This is a genomic window from Bradyrhizobium sp. Crot121 (assembly GCF_059512385.1).
The window spans coordinates 109,404-127,059 of the sequence record NZ_JCAMOR010000005.1 but is presented as its reverse complement, the minus strand read 5'-3'; the positions used below and the strand labels follow the sequence as shown (position 1 = coordinate 127,059).

10 protein-coding genes and 2 pseudogenes are annotated in these 17,656 nt (G+C 64.4%); 7 read left to right on the top strand and 5 right to left on the bottom strand.

The genetic code is table 11. The annotated features are described in order from the left end of the window. Positions 1 to 91 precede the first annotated feature (91 nt). From AC5ZGW_RS07795 to AC5ZGW_RS07785, 3 genes and pseudogenes are all read left to right on the top strand, one after another. A pseudogene (locus AC5ZGW_RS07795) lies at positions 92 to 3,548 on the top strand (indolepyruvate ferredoxin oxidoreductase family protein). A 243-nt stretch (positions 3,549 to 3,791) separates the two neighbouring features. Beyond that, entirely contained in the window at positions 3,792 to 4,142 is a 351-nt protein-coding gene (locus tag AC5ZGW_RS07790) for a hypothetical protein (protein WP_463327876.1), read from the top strand. Between the two features lie 232 nt (positions 4,143 to 4,374). After that, a pseudogene (locus AC5ZGW_RS07785) lies at positions 4,375 to 5,954 on the top strand (alkaline phosphatase D family protein). A 932-nt stretch (positions 5,955 to 6,886) separates the two neighbouring features. Here AC5ZGW_RS07785 and AC5ZGW_RS07780 read toward each other — a convergent pair. The 3 genes from AC5ZGW_RS07780 to AC5ZGW_RS07770 all read right to left on the bottom strand — a co-directional run bounded on the left by AC5ZGW_RS07780 (position 6,887) and on the right by AC5ZGW_RS07770 (position 8,966). Further along, positions 6,887 to 7,099: a hypothetical protein gene (locus tag AC5ZGW_RS07780; protein WP_028168951.1), complete on the bottom strand. Its 213-nt coding sequence runs from the start codon at positions 7,097 to 7,099 to the stop codon at positions 6,887 to 6,889. A 102-nt stretch (positions 7,100 to 7,201) separates the two neighbouring features. After that, positions 7,202 to 8,440 (bottom strand): aminotransferase-like domain-containing protein, encoded by a 1,239-nt coding sequence (locus AC5ZGW_RS07775; protein WP_130226459.1) that lies wholly within the window; start codon positions 8,438 to 8,440, stop codon positions 7,202 to 7,204. A 61-nt stretch (positions 8,441 to 8,501) separates the two neighbouring features. Then, the gene (locus AC5ZGW_RS07770) at positions 8,502 to 8,966 is read right to left on the bottom strand and encodes a DUF3124 domain-containing protein (protein WP_245474757.1); all 465 of its coding nucleotides are present in this window, start codon (positions 8,964 to 8,966) and stop codon (positions 8,502 to 8,504) included. Between the two features lie 127 nt (positions 8,967 to 9,093). Here AC5ZGW_RS07770 and AC5ZGW_RS07765 point away from each other — a divergent pair, with 127 nt between their 5' ends. The 4 genes from AC5ZGW_RS07765 (at position 9,094) to AC5ZGW_RS07750 (ending at position 14,406) form a co-directional block, all read left to right on the top strand. Next, positions 9,094 to 10,827, top strand: coding sequence for a cation:proton antiporter (locus AC5ZGW_RS07765; RefSeq protein ID WP_130226458.1), 1,734 nt, complete (start codon positions 9,094 to 9,096; stop codon positions 10,825 to 10,827). A gap of 111 nt (positions 10,828 to 10,938) precedes the next feature. Further along, positions 10,939 to 12,012, top strand: a complete 1,074-nt coding sequence (ribB, locus tag AC5ZGW_RS07760; RefSeq protein WP_028168955.1) for a 3,4-dihydroxy-2-butanone-4-phosphate synthase — start codon at positions 10,939 to 10,941, stop codon at positions 12,010 to 12,012. 87 nt (positions 12,013 to 12,099) lie between these two features. After that, the gene (locus AC5ZGW_RS07755; RefSeq protein ID WP_028168956.1) at positions 12,100 to 13,314 is read left to right on the top strand and encodes an acyl-CoA dehydrogenase; all 1,215 of its coding nucleotides are present in this window, start codon (positions 12,100 to 12,102) and stop codon (positions 13,312 to 13,314) included. Positions 13,315 to 13,488: 174 nt separating this feature from the next. Then, on the top strand, positions 13,489 to 14,406 hold the full coding sequence (locus tag AC5ZGW_RS07750) for an MBL fold metallo-hydrolase (protein ID WP_165435259.1): 918 nt from the start codon (positions 13,489 to 13,491) through the stop codon (positions 14,404 to 14,406). 53 nt (positions 14,407 to 14,459) lie between these two features. Here AC5ZGW_RS07750 and AC5ZGW_RS07745 read toward each other — a convergent pair whose 3' ends face one another. Together AC5ZGW_RS07745 and AC5ZGW_RS07740 are read right to left on the bottom strand one after the other, a co-directional pair. Next, complete coding sequence (locus tag AC5ZGW_RS07745; protein WP_130226456.1) at positions 14,460 to 15,671, bottom strand: ABC transporter substrate-binding protein; 1,212 nt, start codon at positions 15,669 to 15,671, stop codon at positions 14,460 to 14,462. Positions 15,672 to 15,923: 252 nt separating this feature from the next. Beyond that, entirely contained in the window at positions 15,924 to 17,492 is a 1,569-nt protein-coding gene (locus tag AC5ZGW_RS07740; protein ID WP_130226463.1) for a DUF4403 family protein, read from the bottom strand. Positions 17,493 to 17,656 lie beyond the last annotated feature (164 nt).

The window sequence follows — 17,656 nt, the reverse complement described above, 5'->3', positions numbered from 1 at the left end:
CTGTCAGGCCATGAATGCAGGCCCTTCAACGCATAGCAAAACGGTGCATTTTATGCAGCCATAAAAAGCTTGCACGAACGGGGAGCGAAGCATGTCGCTGATGGAAGTTGGCCTGGACGACAAGTACCGGTTGGACGTCAAACGCATCTTTCTTTCCGGTACCCAGGCGCTGGTGCGGCTTCCCATGCTGCAGCGCGAACGCGATCGTGCGCAGGGACTCACCACAGCGGGTTTCATCTCCGGCTACCGCGGCTCGCCGCTCGGGATGTACGACCACACATTGTGGCGGGCGAAATCTTTCCTCAAGCAGCATGACATCGCCTTCGTCCCCGGCCTCAACGAGGATCTGGCCGCGACCGCGGTGTGGGGCAGCCAGCAGGTCGGCATGTTTCCGGGCGCCAAGGTCGATGGCGTGTTCGGCATCTGGTACGGCAAGGGCCCCGGCGTCGACCGCTCGCTCGATGCGCTGAAGCACGCCAATTCCGCCGGCACGTCGCGGAATGGCGGCGTGATCGCGCTCGCCGGCGACGACCATGGCTGCCAGTCCTCGACGCTGGCGCATCAGAGCGAGCAGGTGTTCGCATCGGCGCTGATGCCGGTCGTCAATCCGGCCACGCTGCAGGACTATCTCGACCTCGGCATCCTTGGCTTCGCCTTGTCGCGCTACAGCGGCTGCTGGGTCGGCTTCAAGGCGATCTCGGAGACGGTGGAGAGCTCGGCCTCGATCATCAGCGATCCCGACCGCATCCGCATCATCACGCCGGATGATTTCGAGATGCCGCCGGATGGCCTTTCCATCCGCTGGCCGGATGCGCCGCTCGAACAGGAGCGCCGCCTGCACGGCCCGAAGATGCAGGCCGTCGCCGCCTTTGCCCGCGCCAACCGCTTCGACCGCATCGTGCTCGACTCCAAGCCGGCGCGGCTCGGCATCATGGCGACCGGCAAGGCCTATCTCGATCTGCGCCAGGCGCTGGCTGAGCTTGGTATCACCGACGCCGAGGCACAAGCGCTCGGTCTTCGCATCTACAAGGTCGCGCTGACATGGCCGCTGGAGGAATCCGGCGCCCGCGCCTTCGCCGAAGGATTGCAGGACGTGCTCGTGGTCGAGGAGAAGCGTGGCTTCATCGAGGACCAGCTCATCCGCATCCTCTACAATGTGGATGCTTCCAGGCGGCCGTCGGTGGTCGGCAAGCGCGACGAGAGCGGCGCGGTGCTGCTGCCGAGCGAAGGGGAATTGACGCCGACCATGGTCGCTGCCGCTGTCGTCGCGCGGCTGCGCAGGCTCGGCCATCGCAGTCCGATGCTGGAGCAGCGCCTCGCCAAGCTGGAGGCCTTCGATCGGCCGGCCGAAGGCATCGGCGCCGCAAAACTGCAGCGCACGCCCTATTTCTGCTCGGGCTGTCCGCACAACACCTCGACCAAGATCCCGGAAGGCAGCCGCGCCATGGCCGGCATCGGCTGTCACGGCATGGCGCTGTCGATCCCGGCGCGCCGCACCGCCACCATCTCGCATATGGGCGCCGAGGGCGTGGCCTGGATCGGGCAGGCTCCGTTCACCGACGAGAAGCACGTCTTCCAGAATCTCGGCGACGGCACCTACACCCATTCAGGCCTGCTCGCACTGCGCGCCGCGGCCGCCGCCGGCGTCAACATCACCTACAAGATCCTCTATAATGATGCGGTCGCGATGACCGGCGGTCAGCCCGCCGAAGGCAGCTTCAACGTGTCGCAGATTGCGCATCAGGTCGCCGCCGAAGGCACCAAGCGCATCGCCATCGTCTCCGACGATCCCACCAAATATCCTGCCAACTATTTCCCCACTGGCGCCACCATCCATCACCGCCGCGAGCTCGATGCCGTACAGCGCGAGCTCCGCGACATCGCCGGCCTCACGGTCCTGATCTACGACCAGACCTGCGCGGCCGAGAAGCGGCGTCGCCGCAAGCGCGGGCTCTATCCCGATCCGCCCAAGCGCGTCTTCATCAACGAGCGCGTCTGCGAGGGCTGCGGCGATTGCTCAGTGCAATCGAACTGCGTCTCGGTGCAGCCGCTCGAGACCGAATTCGGCCGCAAGCGTCGCATCGACCAGTCCAACTGCAACAAGGATTTCTCCTGCATCGAGGGCTTCTGCCCGAGCTTCGTCACCGTCCACAATCCCAAGCTGCGCAAGGCCGACCGCGCCGCTACCGATCCGTCGGCACTGTTTAAGGACTTGCCGACGCCAAAGCCGCAGGCGCTGTCCGGCCCCTACAATATTCTCGTCACCGGTATCGGCGGCACCGGCGTCATCACCATCGGCGCGCTGCTCGGCATGGCCGCCCATGTCGAGGGCCTGGCGTGCTCGACGCTCGACTTCACTGGCCTGTCGCAGAAGAACGGCGCGGTCATGAGCCATGTCCGGCTCGCGCCGCGTGCGGAGGATCTCGCCAGCGTCCGCATCGCCGCCGGCGGCGCCGACCTGATCCTCGGCTGCGACATCGTGGTCGCGACCAGCGTCGCGGCGCTGAGCCGCGCCGAACGCGGCGTGACGCGCGCGATCGTCAATGCCGACCTGCTGCCGACCGCCAGCTTCGTGATGAATCCCGACATCGATTTCGAGGCGGGCGCGATGCGCGATGCGCTGAGCCAAGCCGTCACCTCGTCCGACCTCGACATCCTCGATGCCACCGGCCTTGCCACAGCGCTGATGGGCGACAGCATCGCCACCAACGCCTTCCTGCTCGGCTTCGCCTTCCAGCGCGGTGCGGTGCCGATGTCGCTGGAGGCGCTGATGAAGGCGATCGAGCTCAACGGCGCCGCGGTCGACATGAACAAGATGGCCTTCTCATGGGGCCGGCTCGCGGCGCACGACCTGGCACGTGTCGTCAGCGCCGCGCGCTTCAAAACGTCGAGCGCGGCGCCGGCACGGCGCACGCTCGACGAGACCATCGCCTTCCGCGCCAAGTTCCTCACCGACTATCAGGACGAGGCCTATTCGCAGCGTCGCGCGGGTGCGTGCCGCCGAGACTGCGGCGGCCCCCGGCTCGCATGAGCTGACGGAGGCGTTTGCAAAAGGCCTGTTCAAGCTGATGGCCTACAAGGACGAGTACGAGGTCGCGCGGCTCTACACCGATGGCGAATTCGCAAGGGCGTTGAAGGAGCAGTTCGACGGCGAGCCCGGGTTGAAGGTGCTGCTCGCCCCGCCGCTGTTCGCGCGTCGCGACAAGGTCACCGGACATCTGCGGAAGCGCGAGTTCGGGCCCTGGGTGTTCAGCGCGTTCAGGCTGCTGGCGCGGCTGAAACGCTTGCGTGGTTCCGCGCTCGATATCTTCGGCTACACCGCCGAGCGGCGGATGGAGCGGGCGCTGCCGGGCGAATATTCGGCGATGATCCTGCGCCATCTCGGCAACAAGCCGCTCGATGTGCCGCGCTTGGTGGCGCTGGCGAAGGCTGCGGAGTTGGTACGCGGCTACGGCCACGTCAAGGAAGCGAACGTCGCTCGCTATCGCCAGGAGTGCCAGCGGCTCGAAGCTGCGATCGGTCAGCCGGTCGCGCAGGCGGCCGAGTAGGTTCCGATCCGGTCCGGTGCTTGGGCTGATTCTTGAGCCTATTCTTGGGCCGCAGGAAGCAACCTGCGGCCATTGTTTTCGTTGATCGGTAACCGTGCCCACAGGATCGGCTGGAATTGTCCGGCCGGCTTCCTACATGATGGGCATGTCCACTTGGAGTCATTTCGGAGGCGTTCGGTGAGCTCCAGAAATGCAGTTCTGGCCGCCGTTGCCACCGCCGCCCTGGTCCTGAGCGTCCCGGCGATGGCGGACGATTATCGCCCCGGCGACTATTTCAATCTCGACCTCTCCAAGGCCGTGCTGTCGCCTAAGCGGCTCGGTCCGCCGACGGAGTTCGCACCGGTTCCCGTCGAAGCCAAGAGCGATCACAATGATGCTGCACATGTGGTCGCGGAACCGAAGCCGGTAGAGACGAAAAGGGTCAGGGCGGCGCGTGCTGCGCCTGTGCCTGAGCGGTCGGTGCGCACCGAGCGGCGCGTTCCCGCCCGCGCCAAGCTTGCCCGCCGCCACGGCAACCCGCTCGACGCCCAGGCCCGCGACGCCCGCATCCAGACCTGGCCCTGCCGCTCCGGCGGCATCTGCAACTGGCGTTGACGGGCGCGCCCGACAAAGTCTTAAGAGCACCACTGGCGCACACATTCTCCGTCATGGCCGGGCTTGACCCGGCCATCCACGAGAGCGCGCGCGGCTGCAAGACGTGGATGCCCGGGTCAAGCCCGGGCATGACGAGCGCGTTTTCACGAGTCATCCACCTGTCGTAAAACCGTAGGCTGGGAGTCAAGCAGCACAGGCAACCTTCGTCGCGATTCGACGGAGATCCTGCCTGATGGCGATCGCGACACGCGCCAGGCGCGGCCTGACCCGACGCCAGTTTCTGATCCGGTCAGGCTCGACCGCCGCACTCGCAAGTCTCGGCACTCTCGCAAAGCCTTATCTCAGCCGCGCCGCCGATCGCCCGAAGCTTCGGTGCGGGATTCAATCGGGTGACGTCTCTGATGATGCCGCTGTGATCTGGTCGCGTGTCGATCGGGCCGCGCGGATGCAGGTGGAATGCGCAGCCGACGAGAATTTCAAGACCATTTTGCGCGCGGCCTCAAGCGACGGCTGCCTTCAACCGACTTCACCGCAAAGCTCCTCATCGACGGCCTGCCGCCGGGACAGGACATCTTCTATCGGGTGCGCTTTGAATCGTCCGACGGACTTGCGGGCGAGGCGAGGGGCGGCCGTTTCCGCACGGCACCGACGATGCGCCAATCGATCTCCTTCGTCTGGTCCGGCGATACCGTGGGGCAGGGCTGGGGCATCGATCCCTCCCGTGGCGGCCTGCGCAGCTACCGCACCATGCTGGCGAACCGTCCCGACTTCTTCATTCATTCCGGCGACCACATCTACGCCGATTGCCCGGTGCCATCTGAGTTGCGGCTGCCGGACGGCACGCTCTGGCGTAACATCGTCACCGAAGAGAAGTCGGCGGTTGCCAGGAGCCTCGGGCAATTTCGCGGCAACTACAAATACAATTGGTGTGACGCAAACTTCCGCGCCTTCCATGCGGAAGTGCCGATGTTCGCACAATGGGACGACCACGAGGTTGCCGACGACTGGTCGCCGATCGGCAGCGCTGATGAGACCGGCTATGCCGAGGACGGCTCTTCGCGTCTGGTGGCGCGTGCGCGGCGCGCGTTTCACGAATTCATGCCGATGCGCGCTACCCCCGCGCAGGACGGCCGCGTCTATCGCAGGATCGCCTATGGTCCGCTGCTCGACGTGTTCCTCATCGACATGCGCTCTTACCGCGATTCCACGTGGAATAAAGGCGATGGCAACAGCGACAGCTTCATCCTTGGCAAGGCGCAGCTCGCATGGCTGAAGCGCGAGCTGGTCGCCTCCAACGCCACCTGGAAGGTGATCGCCGCGGACTTGCCGATCGGCCTTATCAGCCTGGATGCGGTCGCGCTCGGCGACGGCCCTCCGGAGCGCCGCGAGCACGAGATCGCCGATCTCCTGTCTTTCATGAAGTGCGCCGGCATCCGCAACACGGTCTGGCTCACCGCCGACATGCACTACACCGCGGCCCATCATTACGATCCGAACCGCGCGGTCTTCCAGGAATTCGAGCCGTTCTGGGAATTCGTCTCCGGCCCGCTGCACGCCGGCACCTGGTCGCCCGGCGTGCTCGACAACACTTTCGGCCCCAAAGCGATGTATCAGAAAGGCTGCAGCGCAGAGCAGGGAGACAACCTCGCTCCCTGCTTCGGCCTGCAATTCTTCGGCCGCGTCGACATCGATGGTGCGACCGGGGTGATGACGGTGACCTTGAAGGACGTCGACAACCGCGACCTCTGGTCGGTCGATATCGAGCCGCGGCCGGATGCGCGGCCGGGCGAGATCATGGCCGAGCACATCTGACTCCCTCCGTCATTCCGGGGCGTCCGAAGGACGAGCCCGGAATCCATTCCGGCTGCAGCCCCGTCATTGCGAGCCAACGGGTCGCGCGAACGCGCGCCCGACGACAGGCTCCGCGAAGCAATCCACGCCTCCGCTTGCGGCGCTATGGATTGCTTCGCTCCGCTCGCAATGACGACGTGGATACTTTGGGTGCGACAAATCAACTCGACGGGCAAATCAGCCCAAAGTCTGTCCAGCCGTGCTGCGAAAAATATTCCGCTTTCGCCGTCGGGCAAATCAGTGATTTAACTCCGCGCGTCTCACGGCGGATGAGGGGCGGCTCGCGATCGTCACGAACGTTGCGGTGAGATGCGGTGGACGTGAGTGTCACGACTGACGAGCGAGATACTCACGGACGGCGAAGTCGTGTGGTCCTGGCGCCCCGACGCTGGCGCTAAGTTTTTCGCGCGAACAAGTTCGCGCTTGAGATGACGGTGGCAAGAAAGCCCGGTCACCGGGGAGAGCGCGAAGGAAACCGTAACACCATCGCGCAGGGAAAGCCGGAATGCTTCGGTTGACCTGTGGTCCTACCCCCGTGCTTTTTGTTGCACGGGACCCACGGGTGCAACCAGCACCCGGCTTTCCCTGCGCCCTCTGACATCGAGGAGGGCGGAAACGATGCAAACCTCGGGCATTTCACGTCGCGAGAATGCGGACTCACATCCCCTCGGCTGTTTGAAATCTGAATCAGAACTCTCCCCTGTGGTTATGGGGCCGCTTTCGCGAGGACGACGGCGGTGCAAGGTTTGGGGAATCGTAGGATGGGTAGAGCGGCGCGAAACCCATCATCGTGCGGCTCGCTCTATCGCGATGGGTTTCGCGCCGCTCTACCCATCCTACGCAGGATCGCTGCAAAAAAGAATGGCCCCTTGCGGAGCCATTCTGTTCACGCCTCAGTAGCCGTAATTGTGATGATGCTTCTTGATGATCACCACCTTGTCGTGATGGCGATGATGCCAGCCGGGCCCGCGCATCTCGGCGTGGGCGCCGCGCCAGTGATGATGATGGTCGCCACGCTTGATTACGACGGTCTCTGCATTGGCGATCGACGGAACTGCAACGGCAATCGCGCCGAGCGCTGCAAAGACACAAGCAAGTTTCTTCATGATGTCCTCCTCCATGTGCCTGAACTAAACGGCACTTCCCGCGGAAACGTTCCGCAGGAACTTAGGGAGAATCCTGAACAACTGTTCAGCAAGCGAATGCGTTCAGCCTTGCGCGCGTTCGATATTGCCGCTGCGTGTCGGCACGCCGAATTCGCGACGGCAGACGTCGGCGAGCACGGCTACGCCTTCGCGGATCTGCTGATGCGAGGGGCTCGCGAAGCACAGCCGCAGCCGGCTGCCGGACCACGCCTTGTTGGTCGACCATTCCGGTCCCGGATTGATCGATACGCCGGCCGCGAGCGCCGCCTGGTAAAGCTTGAGCGTATCGACATGATCCGGAAGCTTGACCCAGAGAAAGATGCCGCCCTTCGGCTCTTCGAATTCCGCCACGGTGCCGAACTGCTCGCTCAGCGCCTCCATCAGCGTATCGAGCTTGGCGCGCAGGCCGCGCGTCAGCTCCGGCACATGGGTCGCAAAATGCGGCGCGCAGTATTCGGCGAGCACCATCTGCTCCAGCGCGCCGGAGCCGGCATCGGTCTTCAGCGCCAGCATCCGCGACATCACTTCCCAGGGCGCGACGATGAAGCCGACGCGCAAGGCGGGCGCGATCGATTTCGAGAACGAGCCGATATGGATCACGCCGCCCTGCTGGCTCATGGCATAGATCGCGGGCGGACGCTCGCCGCTCCAGGTGAGGTCGGCGTAGCAATCGTCCTCGAAGATCGGCACGCCATAGTCGCGCGACAGCTTCAGCATCTCGGCGCGGCGGCTCTCGGGCAGGATCGTGCCGGTCGGGTTCTGCACGGTCGGGATGGTGTAGATATATTTCGGCGTGATGCCGCGCCGCTTGTGGTCGGCGAGCGCGGCAGCCAGCGCATCGATCCGGATGCCGTCCTGGTCGAGGGGAATGCCGACGGCATTGATGCCGAGCCGTGTGAGCCGGTTCAGCGAGCCCTGATAGGTCTCCTGCTCGATCAGCACGGTGTCACCCTTCGCCAGCAGCGTGTGGTTGACGAGGTCGAGCGCCTGCAGCGAGCCGGAGACGATCAAGATGTCATCGGCCGTGCAGTCGATGCCGGCATCGCGCTTGAGCTTATGGATCAGGAATTCGCGCAAGGGCCGATACCCTTGCGGGCCGTGGGCGAGGTTATAGGTCGCGAGCGCCTTGCCCTCGCGCCTCAGCACCGCGTTGACCGCCTCAATCAGCCCGTCGACCGGAACCCCGTCCGGATCGTTGTTGCCGCCGACAAAGCTGTACTTGGCAAGCCCGGTCCACTTGGCGGCCGGTGCCGGCAGGCCGGCGGGCAACAGCGGCGCGAAATCGAATTGGGCTGACGACATGGACATTCACTCCCGTGTTGTTGTCGTTGAGAAGGCCCGGAGAAAGTCGATGGCCCTCTTGCTAGTTCTTACTGATGATCCTGATCGGTCGTCCCTGGCTGATGAAGGCATAGTGCCCCGGGCCGACGCTGCCAACCATCAGCGCTTCGACCGCGGGTTCAGCGATCTCGCCGGCTGCCGCCCAGTCCACCACGAAATTGGCGCCGGTGCCGCCGCGCACGTCGGAGGTGGGGATGAAGACCTCGATGGTTGCGAACGGCTTCAGCGCGATCGGCGCCTTGAGGTAGCTTTCAACCGGCTTGCCTTCGGTGTCGAAATAGGCGATCCGCTTCAATACAAGGGGCTTGGTCTCGGAGGTGTTGTGGACACTCAATGTCACCGAGAAATCGGCCCTGAGCCTGCCTTGGCTCATCGAAACACTGGAATAGACTGGGACGTAGAAAGAGCCGGAAACGACGAGATTCTCGGCGGGAACAGCCGTCAGCGAACTCGCAAAATCCTGCTCGATGCTGCCGCTTTGCGCCACAGAGGGGCGGGATGCGGTCAGCGATGCCAGAATCGCCAGAAACAGGCTAAGGGCGCGGATGTGACAGATTGCTCGTTTGACCCCCGTGCTTGGGTCTCTAGGTTGCGCTGAGGAGAAGCCCCAAGACATGCATGAACTTATAGGTGATATTACTTTAAGCATCCTGTTCGCCTGGGTGCTCGGCCTGTTAGCTCATTTCTCCCGGCAACCCCTGATCCTGGCCTACCTTATCGCCGGGTTTTTGATTGGTCCATTCGGCACGGGCCTGGTCAAGTCCCAGGAATCGATCAGCGTCATATCCGAGCTCGGCCTGATCTTCATGCTGTTCATGATCGGGCTCGAGATCGACCTGAAGAAGATCGTCCGCGCCGGCAAGGTGATCCTGTTCGCGGCCGGCGGCCAGCTCCTGGGCGGCTGCCTGCTCGGCATCCTGTTTTTCGTCGGCATCGGGCTGTCGATGGGCGGCGGCGGCAAGTTCGACGCGCTCTATCTCTGCGTCGCCTGCGCGCTCTCCTCGACCGTGATCATCGTCAAGGTGCTCTACGAGAAGCGCGAGCTCGATACGCTGCCCGGCCGCATCACGCTGGGCGTATTGGTGCTGCAGGACATCTTCGCGATCCTGTTCCTCGCCGTGCAGCCGAGCCTCGACAACCTCCAGATCGGCATCGTCCTGCTCTCGATCGTGCGCGTCGGCGTGCTGGTGGCGACCGCGCTGGTGCTCAGCCGCTACGTGCTGCCGCGGCTGTTCCAGCAGATCGCACGCCGCCCCGAGCTGATCCTGCTCGGCGCGCTTGCTTGGTGCTTCCTGATCGGCGAGGTTGCCGAACGCCTGCATCTATCGCGCGAGATGGGCTCGCTGGTCGCCGGCGTATCGCTGTCGACCTTCCCGTATGCGCTCGACGTCACCGCCAAGGTCACCACCTTGCGCGATTTCTTCATCACACTGTTCTTCGTCGCGCTCGGGATGACGATCCCGGTTCCCGGTCTCTCGGTGATCGGGCTTGCGCTGCTGATCGCGGCGTTCACCGTGGTGAGCCGCCTGGTCACGACGTTCACGCCGCTCTATCTGATGAAGCAGGGCTTGAGGGCCAGCCTGCTGCCGGCGATCAACCTGGCGCAGATCTCGGAATTCTCGCTGGTGGTGATCCAGACCGGCGTTGCCGCCGGGCACATCTCCACCGCGACCTCGAGCGCCGCCTCCTTCGCTTTCGTGGTGTTGGCGGTGCTCAGCACCTTCGCGATGACCAGGAGCGGCGAGATCACCCGATCCCTGATCGGGCCATTGAAGCGGATCGGGCTTCGCGACCTCGATCAGGCCCACCCTGTGGAAGCGGATGGCCCCGAGGGCGGCCACGGCGCGCCCCGCCGGATCGTCATCCTCGGCTTTTTTCGCGCCGCCAGCGCCCTGCTCAGCCAGATCGAGCGGCAGAACGAGGCGCTGCTGGAGCAGATCAGCGTCATCGACTTCAACCCGCTGGTGTTCAGGACCTTGAAAGACCGCGGCCTGCAGGTGATCTATGGTGATATCAGCAATGTCGATACGCTGGTGCATGCCGGCATCGGCAAGGCCGAGATCATCATCCTGAGCGTGCCGGATTCGCTCCTGGTCGGCGCCAATAATGAGAAGCTGGTCCGCCATGTCCGGAGCCTCAATCCGACCGCCAAGATCGTCGCGACCGCCGATTTCCTGGCTGACGTGAACGATCTCTACGCCGCCGGAGCCGACTACGTGACGGTGACGCGGATCAGCGACGCGAGCGAGCTGTTCTCGGTGATCGAAGCGGCGGACGCCGGTCTCTTGGCAGAGAAGCGCGCCGAGATGGATGTGCAGCTCGCCGAGCGGCGCGAGGTGTTGCCCTAGATGCTGGTGGGCGGAATGCATGCTGGTATGCCTGCTGCCATGCGGATTGATGCTGGCGCGGGCTGCCGGTTCCGGCTAATGCACTGGCAGCAAGAAGCGAGATTTTGACACATGGCCGATACGATCCAGGAAGTGTTGCAAGCCTTTGCGAAGGGCGAACTCGTCGTCGTCACCGATGACGAGGATCGGGAAGGCGAGGGCGATCTGATCGTCGCGGCCTCGCTCTGTACTGCCGACAAGATGGCCTTCATCATCCGTCACACCTCCGGCATCGTCTGCGCGCCGATCACCACCGACGACGCGAAGCGGCTGCGGCTCGACCCGATGGTCGCGCACAACGATTCCAGCCACACCACTGCCTTCACCGTCTCGATCGACTACAAGCCCGATGGCGGTACCGGCATTTCGGCCGACGAGCGCGCCTCCTGCTGCCGCGCGCTCGCCAATCCCAATGCCGGCGCCAATGATTTTGCCCGGCCGGGCCACATCTTCCCGCTGATCGCCCGCGACGGCGGCGTGCTGCTGCGCTCCGGCCATACCGAAGCCGCGGTCGACCTCTGCAAGCTCGCCGGCCTGCCGCCGGTCGGCGTGATCAGCGAATTGATGAACGACGACGGCACGGTGATGAAGGGCGAGCAGGTGGCCCGCTTTGCCGCCGCCAACAAGCTCAAGCACGTCACGATCGCCGATCTGATTGCCTATCGCCAGGCCCGCGAGAAACTGATCGAGCGGGTCGCGACGTTCACGACCGACAGCCCGATCGGCCCGCTGCAGGGCTATGCCTACCGCTCGCCATTCGACGAGATCATGCACGCCGCCTTCGTCTATAACGGCATCGGCGACGGCAAGAACGTGCTGACGCGGCTGCACAAGCCGAACATCGTCAAGGACATCTTCACCGGTGGGGCGCGCATGGAAGCCGTTCTGCGCCAATTCAAGAACGCTGGCCGCGGTGTGCTGGTCTACTTGCGCGACGGCGCGGCGGGTGTTCCCGTTGAGCCCGTTGGCACGCAGACTGCGGAGGCAGATCGCAACCGGCAATGGCGCGAGGTCGGCGTCGGCGCACAGATCCTGCGCGATCTCGGCGTCACCTCGATCCGCAATCTCACCTCATCCGTGCATGACTACAAGGGATTGTCCGGTTTCGGCATCGAGATCGTCTCCAACGAGAAACTCGAAAGCTGACCAGGGGAACCCAATGCAATTGCGCTTCCACTCACGGCGCTTTAATTTATCGGGTAATTCCGAAACGACGAGACGAAAGGGATCTTCATGAGCGTGCGCCCCCAGGCCAAGGACAAGCCGGCTGCGGCTTCTTTCCAGTGGGATGATCCGTTCCTGCTCGATGACCAGCTCACCGAAGACGAACGCATGATCCGCGACACCGCGCGCGCCTATGCGCAGGACAAGCTGCTGCCCCGCGTCATCAACGCCTATCTGGAAGAGAAGACGGATCGCGAGATCTTCAACGAGATGGGGGAACTCGGCCTGATCGGCGTCACGCTGCCGGAGGAATATGGCTGCGCGAATGCGAGCTATGTGGCCTATGGCCTCGTCGCACGCGAGATCGAGCGGGTCGATTCCGGCTATCGCTCGATGAACTCGGTGCAGACCTCGCTGGTGATGTACCCGATCTATGCCTATGGCGATGATAACCAGCGCAAGAAATATCTGCCCAAGCTCGCCACCGGAGAATGGGTCGGCTGTTTCGGCCTGACCGAGCCGGATGCGGGTTCCGATCCCGGCGGCATGAAGACCCGCGCCGAGAAGGTTTCCGACGGCTACCGGCTGACCGGCAGCAAGATGTGGATCTCGAACGCACCGATCGCCGACGTCTTCGTAGTGTGGGCGAAGTCGGCCGCGCACGACAACCAGATCCGCGGCTTCATCCTGGAGAAGGGCATGAAGGGCCTCTCCGCGCCGAAGGTCGGTGGCAAGCTGTCGCTGCGCGCCTCCATCACCGGCGAGATCGTGCTTGATGGTGTGGTTGTTCCGGAGAGTGCGCTGCTGCCCAATGTTTCCGGTCTCAAGGGGCCGTTCGGCTGCCTCAACCGAGCCCGCTACGGTATCTCCTGGGGCGCGATGGGCGCCGCGGAGGACTGCATGCACCGTGCGCGGCAATATACGCTCGACCGCAAGCAGTTCGGCCGCCCGCTCGCCGCGACGCAATTGGTGCAGAAGAAGCTTGCGGACATGGAGACCGAGATCGCGCTCGGCCTGCAGGCCTCGCTTCGCGTCGGCCGGCTGATGGACGAGGGCAAGATGGCGCCGGAGATGATCTCCATCGTCAAGCGCAACAATTGCGGCAAGGCCCTCGACATCGCCCGCATGGCGCGCGACATGCACGGCGGCAACGGCATCCAGATCGAGTATCATGTGATGCGCCACGCCGCGAATTTGGAAACCGTGAACACCTATGAGGGCACCCACGACGTGCACGCGCTGATCCTGGGCCGCGCCATCACCGGCATCCAGGCGTTCTCGTGAGCGCTGATGTTGTGGAGCGATATGTAACCCCTTGCTCCGTCATGGCCGGGCTTGTCCCGGCCATCCACGTGTGAGCTTCCGGAAAGAAAGCGCGTGGATGCCCGGGACATCTGCGCGAAGACGCGCTTCGCGCTTTTGCCCGGGCATGACGGAATCAGCGTCAGGTGTGCAGCCATGGCCGACAACGACGACATCCCGTTCAACCGCGATTTTCCGCTGCAGCCCGGCGTGGTCGACGAAGCCCGCCCCGGCGTGCGGCGCGTCCTCTGCAACAATCCGAGCCCGTTCACCTTCACCGGCACGGTCAGCTACATCGTGGGCCAGGGCAATGTCGCGATCATCGATCCCGGCCCGGATGATGAAGCGCATGCCAAGGCGCTGCTCGATGCCGTGCGCGGCGAGACCGTGACGCACATCCTGGTCACCCACACCCATCGCGACCATTCGCCGAACACCGCGCGGATCAAGCAGGCGACCGGCGCGCCCGTTTATGCCGAGGGCCCGCACCGCGCTTCGCGGCCGCGGTTCGAGAGCGAGAAGCATAATCCGGAGTCCGGTGCCGACCGCGACTTCAGGCCGGACATCGAGGTCAAGAGCGGCGACGTGATCGAAGGTTCCGGCTGGGCGCTGGAGGCGGTGGCGACGCCGGGCCATACCGCCAATCACCTCGCGTTCGCCTGGCCCGAGCGCGGCATCAATTTCGTCGGCGATCACGTGATGGGCTGGTCGACCTCGATCGTGGCGCCGCCGGACGGATCGATGATCGACTACATGGCTTCGCTGGAACGGCTGGAGCAGCGGCCGGAGGAACTCTATTTCTCGGGTCATGGCCCCGAAATCACCGAAGGGCCGCGCTACGTCCGTTTCCTGGCGCGGCACCGGAAGGCGCGCGAGGCCTCGATCCTGCATCGCCTCGCCAAGGGCGAAGCCGACATCCCGACCATGGTGCGGGCGATCTATATCGGCCTCGATCCGCGGCTAACCGGCGCTGCCGGCTATTCCGTGCTGGCGCATCTGGAGGATCTGGTCGCCCGAGGGATCGTCACGACCGACGGCGATCCGGTGATCGGGGGAACATACCGGTTGGCGTGATGCGCAAATGACGGATGGGGCGGTCCATCCGCCATTCGCCTACGTCGTGCGCGTCAGTGCGTCACCAGCGGGCAGCCGCCCTTGTCGAGCGGACGGAACGCTTCGTCGCCGGGCACGGTGGCGAGCAGCTTGTAGAGGTCCCATTCGCCCTTGGATTCCGAGGGCTTCTTCACCTCGAACAGGTACATGTCGTGCACCATCCGCCCGTCGATGCGGATCTTGCCGTTCTTGGCGAAGAAATCGTTCACCGACGTCGCCCGCATCTGCGCCATCACTTTCGGCGCCTCGTCGGCGCCGATGGCCTCGATCGCCTTGAGGTAATGCATCGTCGCCGAATAGAGCCCGGCCTGGATCATGGTCGGCATGTGCCCGACCTTCTCATTGAAGCGCTTCGAGAAGGCCCTCGTCTCGTCGTTCATGTCCCAGTAGAAGGCATCCGTCACGATCAGGCCCTGGGTTGCCTGGATACCGAGCGAATGGGTGTCGGTGATCTCCTGCAATAGCGCGATCATCTTCTGGCCGCCCTGGGTGAGGCCGAATTCGGCGGCCTGCTTCAGCGCATTGGTGGTGTCGCCGCCGGCGTTCGCGAGCGCCACGACCTTGGCTTTCGAGGCCTGCGCCTGCAACAGGAAGGAGGAGAAGTCGGAGGTGTTGAGCGGGTGGCGCACCTCGCCGAGCACCTTGCCGCCGCTTTCCTTGACGACGTTGGCAGCGTCGCGCTCGAGCGCCATGCCGAACGCATAATCGGCGGTGACGAAAAACCAGGTGTCCTCGCCGCGCTTGACCATCGCCTTGCCGGCGACGTTCGACAGTGCGTAGGTGTCGTAGGTCCAGTGCACGGTGTTCGGCGAGCAGGCGACGCCGGTGAGGTCGGACGTGCCGCCACCGGAATTGATATTGATCTTGTTCTTCTCGCGCGTCAGCGCCGAGATCGGCAGCGCGACCGAGGAGGTCGGCACGTCGAAGATCGCATCGACCTTCTCGTTATCGTACCAGTTCCTGGCAATGGCGACGCCGACGTCCGGCCTGTTCTGATGGTCGGCCGAGACCACCTCGACCGGCTTGCCCTTCACCTTGCCGCCGTAGTCGGCGACCGCCATCTGCACCGCGGCGACCGAGCCCTTGCCGGTGGCATCGGCATAGAGGCTGGACATGTCGGTGAGCACACCAATTTTGACCACGTCGTCGGAAATCTGGGCGTTGGCGGCGCCGCCGGAAGCGGCAAGCGCGAGACCCGCCGCAAGGGCGGCCGCAAGCGGTTTCATCGTTTCTTCTCCCTAACTTCTTGTTGAGGATTTTTATTAACGCCGCCAGTTCTATCCGGTGCCATCACGGCGGCAAAGCCCTGGACCGCGAACAAGGCCGCAGGGGAGGTTTGCACGCGCGCAGCCCGTAGCCGGGTGGAGCGCAGCGCAAGCCAGGACGTCTGTATCAGCACTGACGAGCGGCGCCCCGGGTTACGCTTTCGCTCCACCCGGGCTACGGCGGTCCCCACAAGAGCGAGGCGAGGGAGAACCTCAAAGGGTCGGCAGCTTCTTGATGGAGACGTCGATCGCGCCTTCGGTTTCCACGATCACGCGCAGCGTCTTGGAATCGAAGGCGATGCCGGCGAGTCGCAGGCTCGTGATCTCGGTCGAAACCTTCACGCCGTCGTCGTTCTTCTGGTAATCGGCGATCGCGGCGGCGAGCTTCTCGCGGGCGTTGCTCGCGAACGGCTTCAGGTCGACGGTCATCTTCTCCGCGAGTGCGCGCTGCAGCTGCGGCACGGCGGCGCGCGCCGCAGCACCCAGCAGGCCGAAGGCGGCCTCGGATTCGACCGCCAGCTCGATATCGGTCAGCCGCACGATCTGCTGCGCCTGGTCCAGCACCGGCCGTCCCCAGATGTGCACGGTGGCCTCGGCGCCGAAGCCGAAGAAGCTCTTCTTCTCCTTTGCGTTCACCAGCAGCGAGATCAGAAGGCGATCACCGGAGGCCGCCACGCTCGCGTGCTTCACCGTGACGTCGACCGGACCGGAGCCATCCTCCGGGAAGGTCTTGCCGGCGAGCTGCGCCTCCAAAAGCTTTGTCAGCGACACAAAGGACATATCGACAGGCATGCCGATGCTGACATGGCCCGGCGTCTGCGGTCCGATCAGGATCGTCGCCGGGAACGGGCAGTCCGGCTTGGTCGGCGCCTCCGTGATCCGGGTCTCCGCTTCGATGCCGAGCGTCAGCGTTACCGCGGAAGCGTCGACACGCGGCTGCGCCGCCAGCGCACGGATCGGGCGAAGCTCCAGCCACATTGGCGGCATGTTGGCGACCGCACCCGCGCCCTGCAGCGGAATCGAGCGGCAGGCTTTCGCCCATTGCGCGCGCGCATTCTGCTCGAAGGTCGGATCGTTGCGCATCTTCGTCTGCACGGCGGTCAACTGGTCGGCGACGGTCTTATCGATCAGCGGCTTGACCTGCGCCGGCACGTTGACGCGGACGCCTGCGACCGACAGGCCGGTGTCGCCGAGATTGACCTGCGCCTGTAGATTTGGCTCGATACGCCAGGCTGCGGCCAGCCGGGGCCGCGAGGTGACGACCACATTGCCTTTGATCTCGGCGTTGGCATTGATCTGTTTGATGTTGATGTCGCCGATCTGCTTGGCCGCATTGGCGCCGAGCAGGCTACCGAGCACGTCGCCGATCGCGCCCGTCGCCTTCGCCGACAGCGAGCCTGTGACGTTCAGCGCACCCGTCAGCGGCGTAGTGAGCGACAGCACGTCCTCTGCTCCGGTCGCCGCGATCGGCCCACGCGAGGCGGTCCAGCCGATATCGGCATTCTGCAGGATCTGCGGCACCGGATTGTCGGCCTTGCCGTTGAAATTCTTCGGCGTACCGCGGTCGGCGACGTCGCGGATCGCTGACAGCGCAATGGCGACCGGCGCCATCACCACCGAGCTGCGCGGCGCCGGCGGCAGCGGCGGCAATTCGGCCAGCGGCGGTGCCGGCACCGCGGCATGCGGCGACAGCCAGTCCATAGCCTTCAGGCTGATCAGGAACGACGCCGCAATCACCACGACGCCAATCACTATCGTCTTCGGACGCATCGGCAGACGCATCATTCCCCCGGATCGAGAAACCCCCGATTCGCTTATTATAGGGAAGGGGAAAGATGCGCCAGTGCGGCGGGTCGGTGTCCGTGTTGCGGCGTTTCTGGGTCGCGCGCCGTTTGGCTGAACATGGCCGTCCGTAGCCCGGGTGAAGCGTCAGCGTAACCCGGGAC

Coding starts and splice junctions, on each gene's coding strand:
- AC5ZGW_RS07790 (WP_463327876.1), top strand. CDS start 3,792: ATGGCGGACGATTATCGCCCCGGCGACTATTTCAATCTCGACCTCTCC.
- AC5ZGW_RS07780 (WP_028168951.1), bottom strand. CDS start 7,099: ATGAAGAAACTTGCTTGTGTCTTTGCAGCGCTCGGCGCGATTGCCGTT.
- AC5ZGW_RS07775 (WP_130226459.1), bottom strand. CDS start 8,440: ATGTCGTCAGCCCAATTCGATTTCGCGCCGCTGTTGCCCGCCGGCCTG.
- AC5ZGW_RS07765 (WP_130226458.1), top strand. CDS start 9,094: ATGCATGAACTTATAGGTGATATTACTTTAAGCATCCTGTTCGCCTGG.
- ribB (WP_028168955.1), top strand. CDS start 10,939: ATGGCCGATACGATCCAGGAAGTGTTGCAAGCCTTTGCGAAGGGCGAA.
- AC5ZGW_RS07755 (WP_028168956.1), top strand. CDS start 12,100: ATGAGCGTGCGCCCCCAGGCCAAGGACAAGCCGGCTGCGGCTTCTTTC.
- AC5ZGW_RS07750 (WP_165435259.1), top strand. CDS start 13,489: ATGGCCGACAACGACGACATCCCGTTCAACCGCGATTTTCCGCTGCAG.
- AC5ZGW_RS07745 (WP_130226456.1), bottom strand. CDS start 15,671: ATGAAACCGCTTGCGGCCGCCCTTGCGGCGGGTCTCGCGCTTGCCGCT.
- AC5ZGW_RS07740 (WP_130226463.1), bottom strand. CDS start 17,492: ATGCGTCTGCCGATGCGTCCGAAGACGATAGTGATTGGCGTCGTGGTG.